General features: G+C 55.4%; 19 protein-coding genes. 8 read left to right on the forward strand and 11 right to left on the reverse strand.

What is annotated here, in order from left to right:
- Nucleotides 1-18: 18 nt before the first annotated feature.
- Nucleotides 19-573 (forward strand): ActR/PrrA/RegA family redox response regulator transcription factor, encoded by a 555-nt coding sequence (locus tag ABJI08_RS09090; RefSeq protein WP_348401509.1) that lies wholly within the window; start codon nt 19-21, stop codon nt 571-573.
- Between the two features lie 121 nt (nt 574-694).
- On the opposite strand, the gene ABJI08_RS09095 is transcribed toward ABJI08_RS09090, so the two are convergent.
- The 3 genes from ABJI08_RS09095 to ABJI08_RS09105 form a co-directional block, all read right to left on the reverse strand.
- Nucleotides 695-1,183 (reverse strand): GNAT family N-acetyltransferase, encoded by a 489-nt coding sequence (locus ABJI08_RS09095; protein WP_348401510.1) that lies wholly within the window; start codon nt 1,181-1,183, stop codon nt 695-697.
- Complete coding sequence (locus ABJI08_RS09100) at nt 1,180-1,743, reverse strand: HD family hydrolase (RefSeq protein ID WP_348401569.1); 564 nt, start codon at nt 1,741-1,743, stop codon at nt 1,180-1,182. The genes ABJI08_RS09095 and ABJI08_RS09100 overlap by 4 nt, the downstream gene beginning before the upstream one ends.
- Before the next feature lie 83 nt (nt 1,744-1,826).
- Nucleotides 1,827-2,780, reverse strand: coding sequence for a glycosyltransferase (locus tag ABJI08_RS09105; protein WP_348401511.1), 954 nt, complete (start codon nt 2,778-2,780; stop codon nt 1,827-1,829).
- A 271-nt stretch (nt 2,781-3,051) separates the two neighbouring features.
- Between ABJI08_RS09105 and ABJI08_RS09110 the strand changes: the two genes are divergently transcribed.
- The 3 genes from ABJI08_RS09110 (at nt 3,052) to ABJI08_RS09120 (ending at nt 5,459) form a co-directional block, all read left to right on the forward strand.
- Nucleotides 3,052-3,366 (forward strand): hypothetical protein, encoded by a 315-nt coding sequence (locus tag ABJI08_RS09110; protein WP_348401512.1) that lies wholly within the window; start codon nt 3,052-3,054, stop codon nt 3,364-3,366.
- 75 nt (nt 3,367-3,441) lie between these two features.
- Entirely contained in the window at nt 3,442-4,830 is a 1,389-nt protein-coding gene (gene ahcY, locus ABJI08_RS09115) for an adenosylhomocysteinase (protein WP_348401513.1), read from the forward strand.
- A gap of 287 nt (nt 4,831-5,117) precedes the next feature.
- Complete coding sequence (locus tag ABJI08_RS09120; protein ID WP_348401514.1) at nt 5,118-5,459, forward strand: DUF2853 family protein; 342 nt, start codon at nt 5,118-5,120, stop codon at nt 5,457-5,459.
- Between the two features lie 237 nt (nt 5,460-5,696).
- On the opposite strand, the gene ABJI08_RS09125 is transcribed toward ABJI08_RS09120, so the two are convergent.
- The 5 genes from ABJI08_RS09125 to tsaD are packed head-to-tail and all read right to left on the reverse strand — an operon-like array spanning nt 5,697 to nt 8,886.
- The gene (locus ABJI08_RS09125; protein WP_348401515.1) at nt 5,697-6,092 is read right to left on the reverse strand and encodes a DUF1761 domain-containing protein; all 396 of its coding nucleotides are present in this window, start codon (nt 6,090-6,092) and stop codon (nt 5,697-5,699) included.
- A 48-nt stretch (nt 6,093-6,140) separates the two neighbouring features.
- Nucleotides 6,141-6,560, reverse strand: coding sequence for an EVE domain-containing protein (locus ABJI08_RS09130; protein ID WP_348401516.1), 420 nt, complete (start codon nt 6,558-6,560; stop codon nt 6,141-6,143).
- Nucleotides 6,560-6,835: a YciI family protein gene (locus ABJI08_RS09135; RefSeq protein ID WP_348401517.1), complete on the reverse strand. Its 276-nt coding sequence runs from the start codon at nt 6,833-6,835 to the stop codon at nt 6,560-6,562. Before ABJI08_RS09135 ends, ABJI08_RS09130 begins: the two co-directional genes overlap by 1 nt.
- Before the next feature lie 3 nt (nt 6,836-6,838).
- Nucleotides 6,839-7,792, reverse strand: a complete 954-nt coding sequence (locus ABJI08_RS09140) for an NAD(P)H-dependent glycerol-3-phosphate dehydrogenase (protein ID WP_348401518.1) — start codon at nt 7,790-7,792, stop codon at nt 6,839-6,841.
- Complete coding sequence (tsaD, locus tag ABJI08_RS09145; protein WP_348401519.1) at nt 7,789-8,886, reverse strand: tRNA (adenosine(37)-N6)-threonylcarbamoyltransferase complex transferase subunit TsaD; 1,098 nt, start codon at nt 8,884-8,886, stop codon at nt 7,789-7,791. The genes ABJI08_RS09140 and tsaD overlap by 4 nt, the downstream gene beginning before the upstream one ends.
- A gap of 84 nt (nt 8,887-8,970) precedes the next feature.
- Between tsaD and ABJI08_RS09150 the strand changes: the two genes are divergently transcribed.
- The 3 genes from ABJI08_RS09150 to ABJI08_RS09160 are packed head-to-tail and all read left to right on the forward strand — an operon-like array spanning nt 8,971 to nt 12,606.
- Nucleotides 8,971-9,693, forward strand: coding sequence for a uroporphyrinogen-III synthase (locus ABJI08_RS09150; protein WP_348401520.1), 723 nt, complete (start codon nt 8,971-8,973; stop codon nt 9,691-9,693).
- Nucleotides 9,694-9,740: 47 nt separating this feature from the next.
- Nucleotides 9,741-11,081 (forward strand): hypothetical protein, encoded by a 1,341-nt coding sequence (locus tag ABJI08_RS09155; protein ID WP_348401521.1) that lies wholly within the window; start codon nt 9,741-9,743, stop codon nt 11,079-11,081.
- 10 nt (nt 11,082-11,091) lie between these two features.
- Nucleotides 11,092-12,606, forward strand: coding sequence for a heme biosynthesis HemY N-terminal domain-containing protein (locus tag ABJI08_RS09160; protein ID WP_348401522.1), 1,515 nt, complete (start codon nt 11,092-11,094; stop codon nt 12,604-12,606).
- Nucleotides 12,607-12,612: 6 nt separating this feature from the next.
- Here the strand turns inward: ABJI08_RS09160 and ABJI08_RS09165 are convergent, their stop codons facing one another.
- Together ABJI08_RS09165 and ABJI08_RS09170 are read right to left on the reverse strand one after the other, a co-directional pair.
- Nucleotides 12,613-15,312, reverse strand: coding sequence for an AsmA-like C-terminal region-containing protein (locus ABJI08_RS09165; RefSeq protein WP_348401523.1), 2,700 nt, complete (start codon nt 15,310-15,312; stop codon nt 12,613-12,615).
- A 48-nt stretch (nt 15,313-15,360) separates the two neighbouring features.
- Nucleotides 15,361-16,995: a mechanosensitive ion channel domain-containing protein gene (locus ABJI08_RS09170; protein ID WP_348401524.1), complete on the reverse strand. Its 1,635-nt coding sequence runs from the start codon at nt 16,993-16,995 to the stop codon at nt 15,361-15,363.
- A gap of 191 nt (nt 16,996-17,186) precedes the next feature.
- Between ABJI08_RS09170 and ABJI08_RS09175 the strand changes: the two genes are divergently transcribed.
- A complete protein-coding gene (locus ABJI08_RS09175; protein ID WP_348401525.1) occupies nt 17,187-17,681 on the forward strand; it encodes a hypothetical protein in 495 nt (164 codons plus the stop codon).
- A 92-nt stretch (nt 17,682-17,773) separates the two neighbouring features.
- Here ABJI08_RS09175 and ABJI08_RS09180 read toward each other — a convergent pair whose 3' ends face one another.
- A complete protein-coding gene (locus ABJI08_RS09180) occupies nt 17,774-18,802 on the reverse strand; it encodes an amidohydrolase family protein (protein ID WP_348401526.1) in 1,029 nt (342 codons plus the stop codon).
- Between the last annotated feature and the right edge of the window lie 123 nt (nt 18,803-18,925).

An 18,925-nucleotide genomic window follows, 5' to 3' on the forward strand; every position in this document is an offset into this window, starting at 1 on the left:
ATCTATGGGGGCAAGTGCATGGCTGAACCAGAACTGCGGGAGATTGGACCGGACAAGTCACTATTGTTAGTGGATGATGACGAACCGTTCCTGCGTAGACTGGCTAAGGCTATGGAAAAAAGGGGTTTCGAGGTCGAGACAGCGTCTTCTGTAGCAGCTGGAAGCGCCATAGCGACTGCCCGCCCGCCAGCATATGCGGTTGTTGATCTGAGACTGGAAGACGGCAATGGGCTGGATGTGGTCGAAGTGCTTCGCGAGAAACGCGAAAGTTCGCGCGTGGTTGTGCTGACCGGCTATGGGGCGATTGCGACGGCGGTGGCTGCGGTCAAGATTGGCGCGACGGATTATTTGTCCAAGCCAGCAGACGCTGCCGACATCATGAATGCCCTGCTGAGCCGCGAAGGAGAGCTTCCTCCGCCTCCGGAAAATCCAATGAGCGCGGACCGGGTGCGTTGGGAACATATCCAGCGGGTCTATGAGCTGTGTGACCGCAATGTGAGCGAAACGGCGCGGCGTCTGAACATGCATCGCCGGACATTGCAGCGCATTCTGGCGAAACGTTCGCCGCGCTGAAAACCGGCCTTAATCTATTCTGAAAAAGGTGTTTTTGCCTATCGGCAAAACGCCGGTATTGCGTCGGTATTCCATCGGTGCACCCAGGGCACCAAGGTCCTTAACGTTTCGCACATATGTGTCAGAGATTGTATCGTTTGCTGACCCGATCCACGACCTGACCGGTGCCAAGCGGCACGTTTGGCGTGAGCTGATAGTTGTCAAACCCACGACTTTGATAATACGCCAACCCGCTGGAATTGTCGGCGCGGATGGTGGCGTTGATCCAGCCATATCCCAATTGCCGGGCTGCGGCGCGGGTTGCGTCAAATAGCGCCGATCCGGTGCCAAGACCGGTCCGGCCGACCTGAACAAAGGTCGCAATGTCGCAGGCTTCGGCCGGCAAACCAGTTTTCGGAGCGATCCATTGAAACCCAAGCAGCGCACCGGTGTCATCTTCGGCAATGTGCCACGCGGACTGATCCGTATCAGACGCCATCCACGAGGACAGTTCCGACCGGGTAATCGGGGTGGTCATTGCGGTGGTGCCGCCGATCTCGATGATCTGGTTCAGCAGATCTGCCATGGCGCCGCAATCAAGCGACCCCGCGCGTCGGACAATCAATGTCATAGCAGCTCCAGCAATTCATGATGACGTTTGGTATAGGCGGCGCGCACCTCTAAAGGTGGGCGCAACTGAATGGTCAGTCCTTCGGTGATCTTGGGGTCTGGTTTGCCAAACAGCTTGTTGGCTTCGCTGGTTGAAAACCCGGCGATCTGGACGGCCTCCATCCAGGCGCTGACCCGGTCGGCGCGCTTGATTTGGGCCTTGATGGTCTTGGGTGTTTCGGCAGGCAGGCCAAACCGGATGTGAATGGCGGCCATCAGTTTATCGTCCAGCTTACCATAATCGGGACCAACGGCGGCTTTGACCGGCGATATCATATCGCCAATCACGTATTCCGGGGCGTCGTGCAACAGCGCGGCCAAGTGCCATTTGGGCGGCGCGGCCGGGTACATGCGGGCAAACAGATCAACGACCAATAGCGAATGTTCAGCTACGGAATAAGCATATTCGCCCTGTGTCTGACCATTCCAGCGCGCGACAAACGCCAGGCCATGCGCGATGTCTTCGATTTCGATGTCCACCGGGGTGGGGTCAAGCAGATCCAGCCTGCGACCAGAAAGCATACGTTGCCATGCACGTGCCACGGAACATTCCTTTTGCGATGTATTACGTCATGGTTAGCCGACGCGGGGCGGTGGGGGCAATGCTATACCTTTGCTTTCCACGGATCGGGGTAACGTGCCATCATCTGGCGCAACCTGGGACGGTCAAGCAGCTGTCTGGCCTCAAATGCGGCGCGGTTCACAAGACCGTTTCGGTGCCCTTGTGGGCTGGAAGTGGGAAACCGTTGAGGCAGGTCGAATTCCTGAAAGAACTGATGATAGGCTTCGATGATATGCGCGTCGTATGTGGTTTTCTTTTTGCGGGCAATCCACGGTTTCGGATGGCCGGTGAAATGCAGAATGCCGGGGGTGATGGTGCGCGTAAAACGGGGGTGGGAATGGGGCCATTGCCAGTTCCAGATCGGGCTGAGTTCGGCAAAATCGCCCTGAAGCGCGAGGTTCAGCAAGGACTGATCGTGATAGGTGTAGCTGGGATGCAGGTGCTTGGCCGCCAATGCGCGATCCAGAATTCCGGCCTTGTGCCACTGGGCTGTATCCATCAGCAGCACGCCGGAATTGAGATATTTGGTACAATTGATCTGACATTCCTGAAAATCCAGAACAGGCTGATCCGGCGTGCCAAGCTGGGATCGGTCCATCACACCCGCGACGGCATGACAGCCGAGATCCAGATCAAACAGACGTGTCAGATCAGGTGTTGCCACCCATGTGTCCGCGTCAGTGTAGAGTATGCGATCATATGTGCCGCGAAAATAGTCCGGGACCCACAGGCGCAGATAGGCGACCAGCGCCAGCCACGAGGTTGTAAATTCCGCGTTCTCGAGCGTTTCCTGCAGGTTTAGGGTCAAATTTCGGATATTGAGCGCGGATAATTCTTCGGGAATTTCCAGCGGATCAAGCGAGCAGATCAAAATGTCGAAATCACGATTTTCAGAGACCGTCGCGGCGCGGTGAGATGCAAATAGCGCCAGAGAAAGGTCGCGTTCGTTGACGCAAAACACCAGCGCCTTGCGATGTGTCGGGGTGGGCTCTGACATTGGCAATGCGCCTGAATTCGATAACGTCCGCGCGCAGTATGCAAGACGGGATCAGACGACGCAATACGACAAGAATGACGGTTTGCCCAGAAAAAGCCACAATTGGGGCGCATGGTTTTCGAGTGACGGATCGCGTGCTGCCGACGTGAATGTGACTTGGTGTGTTTTGAAATCACGCCGCGCGATACCGACATCTTTAGCGAGGGGGGCACGTTATGCTTCCTCCCGCGTGTCTCCCCCTCACTGAAGCCGTCATGAGAAGGAGACCGTCATGTTTAAGAGAGTGATCGCATCCGCCCTGTTATTTGGTATGGCCGCCACCGCGCCGCCCGCATATGCCGCAAACTGTGCAATGCGGGACGTTGTGGTGGATCGTTTGCAATCTCAATATTCCGAAGCACTGACCGCCGGTGGCCTGCAAAAAGCGCAGCGCACCACAACCATGGTCGAGGTCTGGTCGTCGCAGGACTCGGGCACATTCACGGTGATCGTAACCAATCCGCAGGGCGTATCCTGCGTTGTTGCCGCCGGAACAGACTGGTTTCAGCGCGAAGCTGTCGCGACGTTGTCAGACACCCCAAGCTAGGCAGCATTGAAGAAGCGCCTTTGCAGTGTTATCTGGGCACAAACCACAGAGACATTGCTTAAGGAGCTGGGCGCGATGGCGACCGATTATATCGTAAAAGACATCAACCTGGCCGAGTTCGGCCGTAAAGAGCTGGACATTGCCGAGACAGAAATGCCGGGCCTGATGGCGCTGCGTGAAGAGTATGGTGAAAGCCAGCCTTTGAAGGGTGCTCAGATTGTCGGGTCACTGCACATGACAATTCAGACCGCCGTTCTGATTGAAACGCTGACCGCGCTGGGCGCGGATGTGCGTTGGGCGTCGTGCAACATCTTCTCAACGCAGGATCATGCGGCAGCCGCAATTGCCAAATCTGGCGTGCCTGTGTTTGCGATCAAGGGTCAGTCGCTTGAAGAGCATTGGGATTATCTGGACAAGTCGTTCCAGTTCCCGGAAGGCCCAAACCTGATTTTGGACGATGGCGGAGACGCCACGCTGTACATTCTGCTTGGGGCCAATGCCGAAGCGGATGAAAGCGTTCTGGGCGTGCCTCAGTCGGAAGAAGAAGAAGCCATCCACGCGCAGATCCGCAAGCGGATGGCCGCCACACCCGGTTGGTTCACCAAAATGCGCGACCAGATCCAGGGTGTTTCTGAGGAAACCACCACGGGTGTGCACCGTCTTTATGACCTGGTGAAACGTGGCGAGCTGCCTTTCCCCGCCATCAACGTGAATGACAGCGTGACCAAGTCGAAATTCGACAACAAATACGGCTGTAAAGAGAGCCTTGTGGACGGTATCCGCCGCGCCACCGACACGATGATGGCCGGTAAGGTCGCTATTGTCTGTGGTTATGGCGATGTCGGCAAAGGCTCGGCAGCGTCGCTCCGGGGTGCCGGTGCCCGTGTGAAGGTGACTGAAGTTGATCCGATCTGCGCGTTGCAGGCGGCAATGGACGGGTTTGAAGTCACCACGCTGGAAGACGAAGTCGCCAGCGCGGATGTCTTTATCACCACAACCGGCAACAAAGACGTGATCCGTATCGAGCACATGCGCGAAATGAAGGACATGGCGATTGTTGGCAATATTGGCCATTTCGACAATGAAATTCAGGTCGCCAATCTGAAAAACCACAAATGGACCAACATCAAGGAACAGGTGGACATGATCGAGATGCCTTCCGGCAACCGCATGATCCTGTTGTCTGAGGGCCGTTTGCTGAACCTTGGCAATGCGACCGGGCATCCTTCGTTTGTGATGTCTGCGTCGTTCACCAATCAGGTGCTGGCGCAGATCGAGCTGTTCACCAAGGGCGACGACTATAAGAACGACGTTTATATCCTGCCCAAACATCTTGATGAAAAAGTCGCCCGGCTGCATCTGGCAAAAATTGGTGCCAAGCTGACATCGCTGCAAAAAGAGCAGGCTGATTACATCGGTGTGTCGGTTGACGGGCCGTTCAAGCCAGAACACTACCGCTACTGATCGCATTTAAATTTTGCAAAAAGGGTCCGGGGCATCGCGCTTTGGACTCTTTTTTTGTGAAGTTGGACCTGCGCCGCTGTGCCAATCAACGTGACAGTGTCCAAGTTGTTCACGATTGGCAACGGGCGGCTGATCATAACGTTGCTGTTTCCCAAATGAGCGTCCAAAGGGGAAACGCCGTCGCATTTTCCCTTTGTGATGTTTGGTGGAATGTCTAACCTGCCAGTCAGAGCCGCCGTGGATTTGGTCATGGGCGGGGGATGTCCTGTCGCAAGGGAGACTTAATAATGGGCAAACGTGACGATCTGATCGCCAAATATGCGGATGATCTGAAAAATAAATGCGGGATGGATCCCGATATGGACCTGCTGACGAAAGTCACCATTGGGTGTGGTCCGGCGATCTACAACGACGATGCTTCGACTGTTGCTGCCACGCAAGAAGGCGAGCTGGACACCGTGAAAAACAACTTTCTGATCAAGAAGTTGGGGCTTTCGGATGGCGCCGAGCTAATGGACGGTATCAACTCGGTGATCGAGACATATGGCCGGAGCGAACGGAACAAATATCGTGCGGTTGTCTACTACATGCTGACCAAGCATTTCAAAAAAGAATCTGTTTACGGCTGAGGCCCATAACAGTTGCAGTATGAAGCGCCCGGCCATTGGATCGGGCGTTTTGCAATTCAAATCACATTGTAAACACTTGCCATTTGAAGCGACTCGCCGATTTGCGCTAGTGTCATATCAACGGGCTAGGATGGCCGGAACCTAAATTTGAATTCGCGTGTGGTGAGTAGGGAGCACGTGGGGCGCGGGGGTTCTGGTGTTTTGCCGGGCCCCCGTTATCACTCACCCAACCTTTGTTCAGATCAGCGTCAGAACCAATCCCATGATGGTGCATCCGATTGTGGAATAGCCGCCATCGATCAACATCAACGTGCGGCTGCGTCCGGCAAACATGTAATTTGTCACTAGCCAGGGGGCTGCCAAAAACAGTCCCAGACCCAGCCCGGACATAAGGCCCTTGATGGGTGTGTCGATGCCTGAAAGCGAAAAGATGTGGCGCATCATGCCAGCCACCACAAGGGCGCAGACAAAGGCAAGAATATAGATCATAGCGCCGCCTGAATTTACCGGGCGACCGGACTCGTCAGCCTCAACCCCGGCGGCCTGCATCCAGGGCTGCGCGAGGCTCATGTACCAGATTGAGCCAAATATGTAGGATGCCAGTGCGGCGGCAACAACGCTGAGAATTTCCATGCTTGGTCTCCTGTTCGTGAGCGATTGGGCCATAGCATGGCGCTAAGGTCAGGGCGTGACGCCACCCAGTTCGCAAATCACGTTCCATTCCTGTTCGCTGACCGGCTGCACGGACAATCGGGAGTTTTTAACGAGAACCATTTCCGTCAGACGTGGGTCGAGCTTGATCATGTCCAGCGACACCGGGTTTGAAAAGGGCGCGACGGCTTTTATGTCGACACATTCCCAACGGTCGTCGTCGGTGGTGCTGTCAGGATGCGCCTGGGCGCACACTTCGACGATGCCAACCACGGATTTCTCTTTCTGGCTGTGATAGAAAAAGCCGCGATCCCCGATGGCCATGTCACGCATGAAATTCCGGGCCTGATAATTGCGCACCCCATCCCATTCTTCGCCCTGTTCACCTTTGTCGAGCTGGTTTTGCCAGCTCCAGGTTGAGGGCTCAGATTTGAAAAGCCAGTAGCGCATCACCCCAGAACCTTGTTCCAGGCAGACAGTTCGACAGACGCAAACAAATCGGCCGCTTTGTAGGGGTCGTTGGCGGCCCATTTTTCGGCCTCGGCCATGTCCTGAACGTTGAGAATAATCAGCGATCCGCACATATTGCCGTCATCATCCAGAAAAGGCCCGGCCATTTCGACCACCTCGCCGCTGGACCTCAGATAGGCCACATGCGCGTCGCGGTTGGCTTTGCGAATGTCGAGAGCGCCGGGTTTGTCTTTGGCAATAAGGGCAATGCGCATGGTTTATTCCTCTTTCAGGGGGCGAGATAACAGTGTGCGAATGGCGTCGGTCACGCTGACCTGGCCTGTCGACAGATGATAGACCATTTTGCAGATAGGCATGTCCAGCCCGACCTGCTGAGAAAGGCGGGTCACTGCCTCGGCGGTTTTGGCGCCTTCGACGGTGATACCGGGATCAAACGGTTCCTGCCGACCAAGCGACAGGCCAAAGCGATAGTTTCGCGATTGTTCCGACATGCATGTCAGCGCAAGATCACCCATGCCTGACAGACCAGCCAGCGTTTCCGGGCGTGCGCCCAGATGGATCGCGAGGCGGGTCATTTCGGCAAATCCCCGTGTCATAAGCGCGGCGCGGGCGCTGTCGCCGATACCTTGTCCGATACAAGCGCCACAGGCAATCGCGATGACATTTTTAAGCGCGCCACCCAGTTCTGCGCCAACCACATCCGTGCTGCGATAAAGCCGAAGGGCAGGGGTGGATAATTGTAGTTGCAAGGACTGCCCGATTTCATCGTCTTCGCAAGCCAGTGTTAATGCGGTGGGAAGGCCGCGCGCGATGTCGGCGGCAAAGCTGGGACCCGTCAGAATAGCGGCTGTGGCCAGAGGTTTTTTCTGCCGCAACACCTCTGCCGGACCGGTCAGTGATGCCAGATCGATACCTTTGCAGCAGGCCACAAGTGATTTGCCATCCAGCGGAGCGGAAATCTGTGACAGGGCGCTGGACATGCTTTGCATCGGAACTGACAAAAGCAATGTGTCTGCCTGTGCAATTTCGTCAAGTTCAGCTGTAACAGAGACTGAATCGGGCAAGTTGACGCCGGGCAGGCGCGGACTTTGACGTGTCTCTTGCAGGGATGAAATATCACGTGCCCAAAGTGCAACATCACCGCCGCCGCGGGCCATGGAAATCGCCAATGCGGTGCCAAATGCGCCTGCGCCGATCACTGCAATGCTCATGCTTTGGCTCCTTTTTTGCCACCGCCCAGCAATGCAGGCGCGGTTTTGTCCAAAGGCCAGCGCGGGCGGGCCGCGAGGGTCATGTCATCTTGCGCACCTGCCCGGAACCGTTCAAGTCCCGCATAGGCGATCATTGCGGCATTGTCAGTGCAAAGCGCCAGCGGCGGGGCGGTGAATATCGTGCCATTGTCCGCACAAACAGTCTCTAACCTTGCCCGAATAGCGGTATTTGCAGCAACACCCCCGGCCACGGCCAAAAGCGGTTGAGACGGTGAGATGGCCAGGTATTGATCCAGGGCGCGGCGGGTTTTTTCGGCCAGAACATCCACTACAGCCGCCTGAAAGCCGGCGCAAAGATCGGCGCGATCCTGATGGGTCAACCCGCCTTTCTCCGCAATCACAGCATCGCGCGTACGCAACAGAGCCGTTTTCAGTCCGGAAAAAGACATGTCACATCCGGGGCGATCCAACAAAGGACGCGGGAACCTGAACCGTTTGGCGTCGCCTGTTTGCGCCTGTTTTTGAACGGCGGGGCCGCCCGGCTGAGGCAGACCCAACAGCCGTGCGGTTTTGTCAAATGCCTCGCCGGGGGCATCATCGATGGTGCCGCCAAGACGCGTAAAGTTATCCGGACCCTGCGCGATAAGGAACTGACAATGCCCGCCAGACACCAACAGCATCAGATAGGGAAACGCGGCCTGATCGGTCAGACGCGGGGTCAGGGCATGACCGGCAAGATGGTTCACACCCACCAAAGGCAGCCCCAATCCGGTGGCCAGCCCTTTGGCGCACATGACACCGGAAAGCACGCCGCCAATCAGCCCCGGTCCGGCGGTGACGGCGATGGCATCTATGTCTTGTAGTGACAGATCAGAGGCGGCAAGCGCTTCTTCGACGCAGAAATCCAGCTTTTCCGCATGGGCCCGTGCCGCGATTTCCGGAACCACGCCCCCAAATGGCGCGTGCAGATCGGTTTGACCATGCACAATATTGGCGAGAATTTCAGGAGCGCCGGTTTCGGTCTGGCGTACGATGGCGGCGGCTGTGTCGTCGCAGCTGCTTTCCAATCCGAGAATGGTAAGAGTGCCTGTCATCGGTCAGAACCTGATCCTTGTCGTTGCGTCGCTGATTAACGGCAGGTAACACCAGAGGACGGTTCAAACAATCCCGGCGCCTTGATGAATGACTTTGCCTCTTCTGTTTTGATAACACGCCCCGAGGCCGCGGCGCAGGAATTTGCCCTGCGTCTTTCGCAAGCCGGGGTGCAGGCAAGGCTGGTGATCTCTCCGTTGTTGGAGATTGAATATTTGTCACCGCCAAAAATCCAAGGGTATCGCGGCGTGTTGTTCACATCCCGAAATGGTGTTGCTGCGATGGGGCAGAGCGATTTGCCCGCATGGTGCGTTGGGGACGCGACAGCCAAAGCTGCAAGTGTGCTGGGTTGGCAGGCCGTGTCAGCGGGCGGCGATGTTCAGGCTTTGACGGCCCGGGTGTTTGCGGATCAGGTTAATGGGCCATTATTACATATACGCGGGGAACACACGCGGGGCGATCTTGCTGCGCGATTGTCAGAGGGTGGCATCGAAACGCAGGAGGCGGTGGTTTATCGGCAAAACGCTTTGGCATTGAATGCTGATGCAAAAACAGTCCTGGCGCAGGATATGCCGGTGATATTGCCAGTTTTTTCGCCGCGCACGGCAAAGTTGCTTGCCCGCGATGCCCCGTTTCGCGCACCATTGCGTATTGTGGCAATCAGCCACGCTGTTGCCGATGAATTTCGCGACATAGATTGTGATACGTTGATTTTAGCGGAACGACCGGATGCAAATTCAATGCTTAAGGTTGTGACAAGTTTGTTCAATACAGACTGCCGCATTGAGGACAACACCGACCTCGCCTAAGCTATTGGGCGAAGGATATATTTAGACCGGATTCGAAAGGGCGACAGTTGGGTAAATCTGATAAGACCGACAAACCGGCAGAAGATCAGGTTGAGGCGGAAACGCCGAAAGTTGAAGAAATCGAAGATGCTGAAATAATTGAAGAAATTTCGGCGTCTGACGAAACTAACGAAGATGAGGCGGATGCCGAAGAGCCGATTGAGATCGAGGAACCGCAAGTCGAACCGGACCTGTCAGATGCAGAAGTGACTGATGAAGCGGCCGAATCTGGTGCCGCTCTGGATGATTATGTGACGGAAGATGTCGCAGAATTAAGTAGTGAAGAACCAGCAGAACCCGAGCATGACAACATCGAAGAGGTCACGCCACAGCCTGAGATAGCTGAAACAGGTGCGGCTTATGCTCCTGTTCAGGCCGAAGAGCCGCGAAAGAGTGGATTTGTTCCGCTGGTTCTGGGGGGTGTTATTGCAGCCGGGCTTGGGTTTGGAGTCGCGTTTTATTTTGGTGATCAGCTGGGATTTGGCGCCAAGAGCGAACAGGCCTTGGCCGAGTTGCGCCAGCAGATTGACGCGCAAACGGGCGAGATTACATCGCTGCGCACCAGTCAGGAAGAGATTGCCGGAACCGCCGGGGCGGCACGAGATGCCGCGGCCGCGTTGGCGCCTTTGACGGCGACGGCAGATGATCTTCAGGCACAAGTGTCCGCGCTGGGCGATCGGGTGGGGGCGTTCGAACAACGTCTGACCGACATTGAAAAGCGCCCATTGAACGAAGGTTTGTCCGCTGCGGCAATTGCCGCCTATGAGCGGGAAGTCGAAGACCTGAAGGAATTGGTTTCGGCGCAAAAAGCCGAAGCGGCCGAATTGAAGGACAAGGCGGATTTGTCGGCGAAATCTGCGCTGGCGCGCTCAGCAGTCACGCGGATTGTGGCTGCGCTGGATTCCGGGTCGCCCTATCGCGCTGCGATTGTCGATTTTGGATCGGCCACGGGACGCGACGTTCCTGAAGTGCTGGAAACATATGCCGATGATGGTGTGATCACTTTGGCAGCGCTTGCCGAAACATATCCGGACAACGCCCGCGCTGCGCTTGCCAAAGCGCGTGAGGATAAGGTGGATGATGCAGAAGGCAGCAAGTTGGGGAATTTCTTTAAGAACCATCTTGGTGCGCGGTCTGTTGAGCCCAAAGAAGGCACGGATACCGACGCCATTCTGAGCCGCGTAGAAGCGGCGGTGCGCGAAGGGCGTCTGAGCGCTGCGCTGGAAGAACTGGATTCGCTGGCCGAGGGGCCGAAAACTGTTATGTCGGAGTGGACAGCTGTTGCCGCCACCCGTCTTGCCGCTACGCAGGCTGCCGAAGATTTGGCACAAAGCCTGACCACCAACTAAAGGTCATTTCATGCTCTGGTCGTTGCTAAAAATACTTGCCTTTGTCGCCGTCATTGCCGGTCTGACCTATGGATCCGTTCACCTGTTAGAGAGCGACGGCGGCGTGATGATCACGTTTGCCGGGTCCGAATATTCGCTGAGCCCGTTCGAAGTGGTTCTGGCGCTGATTGCGCTTGTCGTCCTGGTGTGGGTGGCGATCAAGCTGGTCGCGCTTTTGGTGGCGGTGTTGAAGTTCCTGAACGGGGATGAAACCGCGATCAGCCGGTATTTCGACCGCAATCGTGAACGCAAAGGGTATCAGGCGCTGAGCGAAGGTTTGATGGCACTGGCGTCTGGCGAAGGTCGTGCGGCGATGGAAAAAGCGCGCCGGGCTGAACGTTATTTGAAGCAGCCCGAGCTGACCAATCTGATCACGGCGCAAGCGGCAGAAATGAGCGGCGACAAGCGCAAAGCTGAGGAGGTTTATAAGACACTCCTTGAAGACAAGCGCACGCGGTTTGTGGGTGTACGCGGGTTGATGAAGCAGAAGCTGACCGAGGGCAAAACTGACGTTGCGCTGAAGCTGGCGGAAACGGCGTTTGCGCTGAAGCCACGCCACGAAGAAGTTCAGGACATGTTGTTGCGTCTTCAAACCGACGCCAAAGACTGGAGCGGGGCACGTGGGACGCTGAATGCCAAGCTTAAGCACGGGTCTTTGCCACGTGATGTGCATCGACGCCGGGATGCGGTCCTGGCGCTGGGCGAAGCCAGAGATGTGATGGAAGAGGGCAGCTCAATCGAAATGCGCGAGCGCGCGATTGAGGCGAACCGGCTGTCACCGGATTTGGTTCCGGCCGCGGTTATGGCGGCGCGTGGCTATATTGAACAGGGCAAACCCCGCAACGCGACACGGCTTTTGAAGAAAGCATGGGATGCACAAGCGCACCCGGACCTGGCCGCAGCCTTTGCCGAGATTGCGCCGGATGAAACGCCAGCCGAACGCATCAAACGGTTCAAAGCATTGATCAAAGCGAACCCGGACCATCCCGAAGCCAGAATGTTGATGGCAGAGCTGAACATCGCGGCTGAGGATTTCCCCGAAGCACGTCGCGCGCTGGGCGATCTGTATGAAAACGACCCAACCCAACGATCGCTGACCATTATGGCGGCGATCGAACGCGGCGAGGGTGCGAAAGACGCAGTGATCAAGGGGTTCCTTGCCAAGGCGTTGACCTCGCCACGTGGGCCGCAATGGGTGTGCAGCAACTGCAACAATATCCATGCCGAATGGGTGCCAACCTGCGAGAATTGCCATCACTTTGACACGCTCAGCTGGACCGCACCGCCGGAAGCAGAAGCGCGCAGTGGCACCGGTGTGGAAATGCTGCCGTTGATTGTTGGCGCGCTGGAAGATCAGGCCGAAGAGATGAGCGAAGCTGTCGATGAAGACGTCGCAGATAGCATCGGCGGGGATGATGAGGTCATCGAGGCGACAGCGACCGATGTTGGCGAGACCGAAGAAAAGCCGGACTCGCCACCGAAATAAGCGCCTTTACTCTAACTGAAAGATGTCCGGCACGCAGGGTTTGCGATCGTCGGGCATCTGATCCGCGCCATCCGCCCGTTTGCTGCGCGACCCGCCGACATCCGGTTTGAATTTTGGATCAGAAAGCTTGCCGCTGACGCTAATCGGCCATGCGCTGCGCGATAGCGGTTTGCCAACCCGACGCGGTTCTGCGCGCACGGAAATGGTGTCACCCACCCAGTTCACTTCGCCACGCGCGACAAGTTGAACGCTGCGGGTTTCGACGACAACCTGATCAAATCCAACCCGGCCAGCGTTGATCCGAACCGGTGCTCTGACGCAAACTATTTCGGTTTCCCCGGCAGAACGTTCCTGTGAGAACAGCCACGGAAAAACGCCCAACCCGGCCAGCTCCAAAAGGCTTGTCGCGATCTTGCCGTTGCCCATATTCACCGAGGCTGACCCGGCCAGAGAGCGCGCGAATTGCTTGCCAGATGTGATATTCCCGGACACATCGAAACTCGCGCCCAATGTGCCGCTTGCCTGAATGCCCAGCCCGACAGCATCCAGAATATTGCCGAAGTCCCAGCCGCTGGTGGCGCCGTCGATATTCAAAAGCTCTGGATTATTCACGGCATCCATATCGGCGTGAACTTTGAAAAAACCGTTTCCATAATGCAGCTCCATTGGGCCTGCTTCGATCTGACCCTGATCCGCAACCAGACGGCTGGACATCGAAGAAACACCTTTGTCGCCCACAAATTCCTTAAGCTCTACGGAGATGTCGAGATCGGTTTTGGTCAGAATTCGTTTCGGGCTCAGGAGACCTTGTTCTTCGTCTTTAAGCACAAGCGGTTGAAGTGGAGGTTTGCCATCATCGGGGGCAGGTTCTTCTGCCTTCTCCTCAGGTTCCTCTGACTTGCGCGCATCGTTTGATTTTGAGATTGCGACGATGGCCTTGGTGCCGTCGCGAATGTCAGCGAGCTGCATCCGGCCACTTTCGATGGCGCCGCGAATGACATTGATGTCCTGAGACAGATCAAACGAGACGTTAGTTGAAATGTCGCTGCCTCCGGCCTTAAACGCTGCTGCGAAATCGATGTCTGGACCTTCTGTCTTTACATCCAACGCCAAATCCAGCGCGCCGACCTTGACCGGATCAACCTGAAGCGCGGTCAGGAAGGTTTCGGGATCGGAGATGCCGAAATTGAGGCTGGCGATGACCTTACCCAGTTTGGCGACGTCTTCAGCTGACACATCGGCTTCAAAGGACCACAGGTCAGTGTCCTCTGCCCGCGCGCTGAGCTGTTCCAGGCCCAGAGCGCCCGAGGCGTCGGAAATAGCGAACTCTGCGCTGACCCGTCCGAACCGGGCGGCGTCTTCTTCGGAAAGCGCCTTGAGCAACAAGGATGACGGGCCAGACAATGTGCCGTCAAAAGAAACGTCTTTGAACTTGAAAACATCGCCAACTGACCCGGCTGCTGTAACATAGGGGTCCTCCAGCGGACCCACCTGAAGCGTGATTTCACGCACACCAAGGGTCTCGTCGGGAGATCGGTAGAGCTTGCCGATGGTGATTGGCCCCACACGGTCGAGGCCTTGTTCAAACGCGTTGGTCAGGATGATAAGTTCGTCAAACTCCAGACCGTCGGCGTCGCTGACGATGCGTGTATTGATGCCAGCCAGCTTGAGGTCTTTGAGAGATTCCGCTTTGGCCGGTGGCGCGCCTTCGGGGTGCAGGCGCGCATCGATGCGGACATCGACATTTTCGCGGGTATGAACATTTCCGATGTCCCCGGAAATATTGATTTCCTGCCCTTCGCTCAGGTCAAACCTTGATGAGAGGCCTTCGACTGCTAACAATCCTTGTTGGCGGGTGATCCTGGCGCTGAGATCACCGTTGCCCTCAATGCTGCGCTTAAGGCCAAAGATGTCGAAGATTTCGCCAATTTCACCGGTGTCCAGTTCGAGTTGGGCGAAATAGCCGCCACCCTCGGTTTCGGGGATCGTTTCACCGTTGAACGTCAGCTCAATCTGCCCAAATGAAACGTTATGCGTGAAAGGAGCGTCGCGTGGATAATTCCCCGTCAACTCAAACTCTTCCTCGTTGACTGTCCCCTTCCCCTTGAACGTGGCCAGCTGCCCGCCTTCTTGTTGTTCCAGCTGGGCATTGCCCAGCGCGAAATCAAATGTGAACCCGGATGTTTGATTTTCAATCAGCAGACCAAGGTTGGTGAATGTGATTGTCTTGGTCGAGAGAAACGTCAGAATCGATCCTTCGTTCTCTTCACCCTTTTCTGTTTCGGCTTCGGGTTTATCGGGAGTGGCTTGTGATTTGACCCAGCTGGTTGTCCCGTCTTGCGTGGTGATCAATTTGGTTTGCAGCCCATCGATCACCAGATTGTCCAGGCCGATGCGTCCGGCCAATATGGCGGGCAAGTCAAGGTCCAGTTCCAACAACCCAAGTTCCGCCAATATTACGCCGTCGATTGTTGTGCTGGGAATTTGGGCTTCACTGATATGAAGCCGCGCGATGCGCCGGGGCGTAATGCGCACATCGCCGGATATTTCAAAAGCCTGACCAATTTGATTGCTCAGTAAGGTTTCGACCATAGATTTACGAACCGAGCTGAACACAGGACTGGCCAATACCAGCCACGCGATCGCTGCCAGTACGATCACTAGGATCGTGATCCATTTTCCGACGGTGATTATTGTTTTGGACATGGTCAATTGCTTTCTAAAACTGTCTTCAAATACAAGGGCTTGGCAGGCCTACGCTTTGTCCGCGCCAGCCAGTTCGCCATCCCAATTGGTTTCGGCAATCTTAAGTTCAGGTGTGTCTGCTTCGTAGGATGGGGTCATGATCTGAACGCCATTTTCATTAAAGACATCCGAAATATGTTTGTGAAGGTCCGACAAGATCAGCGGCAGTGAAGAGCCGCGAGTGGTAAAGGCGTTGATCTGATAATTCATGGCAAAATCTGCCAGCCCGGTTACCAGCACAAATGGGGCAGGCGATTTCTTAAGCCCGTTGGTGCGATGAGCGGCTTCGATCAGCATCGCCTCAACCTTGTTGCGCGGCTCTTCGTAGCCAATCCCAACCGTGGTGTGCAACAACAGCCCCTTGCCATCGATCTTGGAGGAATAGTTGATCACCTCGGATGACACGAGAGTTGCGTTGGGAATGCTGATCAGTTCGTTTTTGACGGATTTCAGGTAAGTGTCCATCAACCGGATTTGCATGACATCGCCATAGTGTTCGCCAACGCGGATGCGATCCCCGACATTCATGCTGCGTTTATAGAGAACGAACAAACCGGCCAGCACGTTGGAAATTACAGAGTTTGACCCAAGCGAAACCATCACGCCCACCATAATGGTCAGGCCCTGAAATGCAGCAGAATTAGACCCGGGAATATAGGGAAAACAAATCACCGCACATGTCAGAACCAGCGACAGGCGGATCAGATTGTACGTTGGCCAAACCCAATGCGGTTCAAAATTCTTGAGCGTGATTGTGCCCTGATCAAGGTTCTCAAAGAACAGCCTTACACCTTTGATGATCCAACGCGTCACTGCGACGATGATGGCAATCGTGATCAGGTTAGGCAAATACCCAACCAGCCCCAACATCAATTCCAAAATCGGGTCGGTCACATAGCGTATCAGCAGCGCGGCGATAGGTTTCGTGTTTGGAAACGAGTGCAGGACAAAGCTGAGATAATAATAAAACCCGGTAAACAGCAGTACATCCAGAAAGACACGTACAAAGAATTTGACGAGATTTGAAACAGCCTTGGCCTGAAGGACGTCCTGAGTTGCGGCCTGAACAACGTGAAAACGGCGTTCTACAATGCGCGCGACCAGCCGGGATACGCGTTTGCGCATCAACAGCAATATGGTGCAATAGATTGCAAAAACGGCTGACCACGCGAACGCTGTAAACGTGCTTTGAGCAAACGCTTCGTCTGTGCGATTGGTCCGGTACATCAGAATGGTGTTGCGGATCGCCTCGGCCTGTAATTCTGACAAAACCACAATGTCCATTTCTTCGAACTCGGCGTCAGAGGCTGTTGTAACCGTTATCATTATGTTGTCGGCATAGATCATCCGACCAAGTTCTCCCGGCCGAATATCAACATTGACCAGTTCAGCTTGGCTGCTTTCGGCGACCGAAATAATACGTTCTGCAACGGATTCCGCCCGTTCAATCGCCGGGAGAGCTGTCGACCCGCGGACAACAAACAATTCCTCTCCATCAACAATTACGGGGTGCGAGTACACGCTGTCTGTCGGTTCAACCTGTTCGGAAGCTTCCGCCTCGGACTTTTCTTGTGACAGGACCGGCGAATTTAACCCAAACCAGCTGAACAATAAGATACTTAAGCTCAGTAATATGGCCCGCATTTGTGTTCGCCCTTTTGTGAGGCGCAATCATCAGATGATGCGCCCGTCTCCCCTTGATAGAACTGATGCTACACATACAAGGCGATACGTCAAAGACATGTATGGCATTTGCGGAATATCAAAAGCGTTTTGCGATTGGATCGGCAGAGGTCATAGTGGTCCTTGTATTGATAACCTAAGGGAGCAGAACTGTGATTAAGACCCTGTCCAGCCTGATTATTCTTGTCGGTGGCGCATGCGCGGCCCAGCCTTTTAGCGAATGGGGCGAATCTGGTGACTGGGTGGTCAGAGTTGACGAAGCGTCGGGCAACGGGTGCTTTATGCAGCGCAGTTTTGACAGCGGCACGATGGTGCGGATCGGGTATGTCCCAAACGAAGAGGGCGCCTTTATGTCAGCCTTTAATCCCGGTTGGACACAGATCGAAGCGGACGACAAGGGCAGCGTGATTTTCGATTTTGGCGACTCACGTTTTCAGGGCGCAGTTGTCGGCGTTATCGAGGATGATGTGCCCGGCGGCTATGCGTTTTTTAACAATCCAGAATTTGCATCGGAATTTGGGCGACGGCATTCAGTCACGATCATTGGTGAAAAGGGCGGTCAGGAAGAGCTTGACCTTGCCGGTTCCAGCGCCGGATTGACCAAACTTAAGGAATGTCAGGGCGCGCAGGAAAAACCAGCAGATTGAAACGGCATGGGTCAGCTAATGCAAATGTCCCCCATAAAAGACAAGCGGGCCTCATCAGTCATCAAGGGCCACGTGCATGCCACAGGCAGTTCTCAGCTGCCGTGCAGCTTTGTCTGGCGCAGCGCGTCCAGTTTGGTGAACAAACCATGGGCAGTTTTCCACGGAATCTGTTCTTTGTCCGCCTGGCTCAGGTTTGCGGGCACAAGGGCATGTGCATAAGGGTCGTCCTTGAAGATTGGATAGTCAGACCCCAGCATCAGACGATCTGCCCCATACAGCTGCACCGCAGCCTCTAAGGCGCGCGGGCCGAGTGAGGCGCAATCGTACCAAAGGCGCCGCAAGCGATCTGTTGGAAAAGGTTCATCAGGAGAGCGATGACGCGCGATGCTTTCGATGCGCTCAAAGATAAAGGGCAAGGTGCCGCCCAGATTGACCACCTGAAAGGTTATATTGGGAAACTCTTCGAGCATGTCGGACAGGATCACGGTCAAAGCGATTTGCGAGGCACTGGATTGCAGTTCGACGGCTGACAGGCGATATTGCACATTGTCGGCAGGGCGCGGCGGCAGGTCTTCGTCAACTTTCAAACCCGGATGCAACATGATGTGGCAGCCATATTCATTGGCGGCTTGCAGCAGCGGGCGCAGCGCGTCTGCCTCGGTAAGCGAGTTAAAGTAATTTGACGGTAGAATAATGCCCGGCAGGCCCAGATCGCGCCGAATGCGAATGACCTCGGCGCAGGCCAAATCCATATCCGCCAACGGCACCCCCGCCAGACCGATCAACGCGCCATCGGTTTCCCCGGTGAGTTGCGCCAGAAAGGAGTTATAGGTCGAGATCGCCTCGGCTATTTCGTTGGCTGGCAAGAGTTCTACACCAAGCGCGCCGGGAAACGTGAGCAACCGATGTGTCAGCCCGGAAGCTTTCATAAGGTTCAATCCGACGCGATAGTCGTGATAATGATCGGTGAATTCAAATTCGCCATTCATCGCAACCATCATTAGTGCACCATCTTCACGGGTGCGCAAATAGGGGCGTTCGGTGCGTGACATCAATGTTTCGAGCAAGCCGCCGCCGTAAAAATGTGAATGCATATCAACGCGTTGGGCAATATCAGTCATCATGGGCCCTCTACATACATTTGGCGATTGGCGTTAGAGTAATGTCCTTAGATCAGTCTTAGGGTCGGCCACAACAGAGGCCACGACAGCTTTCCCGGTCTCGATCAGTTTTTTGCCAAGCTA

The organism is Shimia sp., assembly GCF_039969785.1.
Lineage (GTDB): Bacteria > Pseudomonadota > Alphaproteobacteria > Rhodobacterales > Rhodobacteraceae > Shimia.

Excerpts from the sequence above, each read along its gene's own strand:
- ABJI08_RS09090 (WP_348401509.1), top strand. The coding sequence starts at position 19 with ATGGCTGAACCAGAACTGCGGGAGATTGGACCGGACAAGTCACTATTG.
- ABJI08_RS09095 (WP_348401510.1), bottom strand. The coding sequence starts at position 1,183 with ATGACATTGATTGTCCGACGCGCGGGGTCGCTTGATTGCGGCGCCATG.
- ABJI08_RS09100 (WP_348401569.1), bottom strand. The coding sequence starts at position 1,743 with ATGCTTTCTGGTCGCAGGCTGGATCTGCTTGACCCCACCCCGGTGGAC.
- ABJI08_RS09105 (WP_348401511.1), bottom strand. The coding sequence starts at position 2,780 with ATGTCAGAGCCCACCCCGACACATCGCAAGGCGCTGGTGTTTTGCGTC.
- ABJI08_RS09110 (WP_348401512.1), top strand. The coding sequence starts at position 3,052 with ATGTTTAAGAGAGTGATCGCATCCGCCCTGTTATTTGGTATGGCCGCC.
- ahcY (WP_348401513.1), top strand. The coding sequence starts at position 3,442 with ATGGCGACCGATTATATCGTAAAAGACATCAACCTGGCCGAGTTCGGC.
- ABJI08_RS09120 (WP_348401514.1), top strand. The coding sequence starts at position 5,118 with ATGGGCAAACGTGACGATCTGATCGCCAAATATGCGGATGATCTGAAA.
- ABJI08_RS09125 (WP_348401515.1), bottom strand. The coding sequence starts at position 6,092 with ATGGAAATTCTCAGCGTTGTTGCCGCCGCACTGGCATCCTACATATTT.
- ABJI08_RS09130 (WP_348401516.1), bottom strand. The coding sequence starts at position 6,560 with ATGCGCTACTGGCTTTTCAAATCTGAGCCCTCAACCTGGAGCTGGCAA.
- ABJI08_RS09135 (WP_348401517.1), bottom strand. The coding sequence starts at position 6,835 with ATGCGCATTGCCCTTATTGCCAAAGACAAACCCGGCGCTCTCGACATT.
- ABJI08_RS09140 (WP_348401518.1), bottom strand. The coding sequence starts at position 7,792 with ATGAGCATTGCAGTGATCGGCGCAGGCGCATTTGGCACCGCATTGGCG.
- tsaD (WP_348401519.1), bottom strand. The coding sequence starts at position 8,886 with ATGACAGGCACTCTTACCATTCTCGGATTGGAAAGCAGCTGCGACGAC.
- ABJI08_RS09150 (WP_348401520.1), top strand. The coding sequence starts at position 8,971 with ATGAATGACTTTGCCTCTTCTGTTTTGATAACACGCCCCGAGGCCGCG.
- ABJI08_RS09160 (WP_348401522.1), top strand. The coding sequence starts at position 11,092 with ATGCTCTGGTCGTTGCTAAAAATACTTGCCTTTGTCGCCGTCATTGCC.
- ABJI08_RS09165 (WP_348401523.1), bottom strand. The coding sequence starts at position 15,312 with ATGTCCAAAACAATAATCACCGTCGGAAAATGGATCACGATCCTAGTG.
- ABJI08_RS09170 (WP_348401524.1), bottom strand. The coding sequence starts at position 16,995 with ATGCGGGCCATATTACTGAGCTTAAGTATCTTATTGTTCAGCTGGTTT.
- ABJI08_RS09180 (WP_348401526.1), bottom strand. The coding sequence starts at position 18,802 with ATGACTGATATTGCCCAACGCGTTGATATGCATTCACATTTTTACGGC.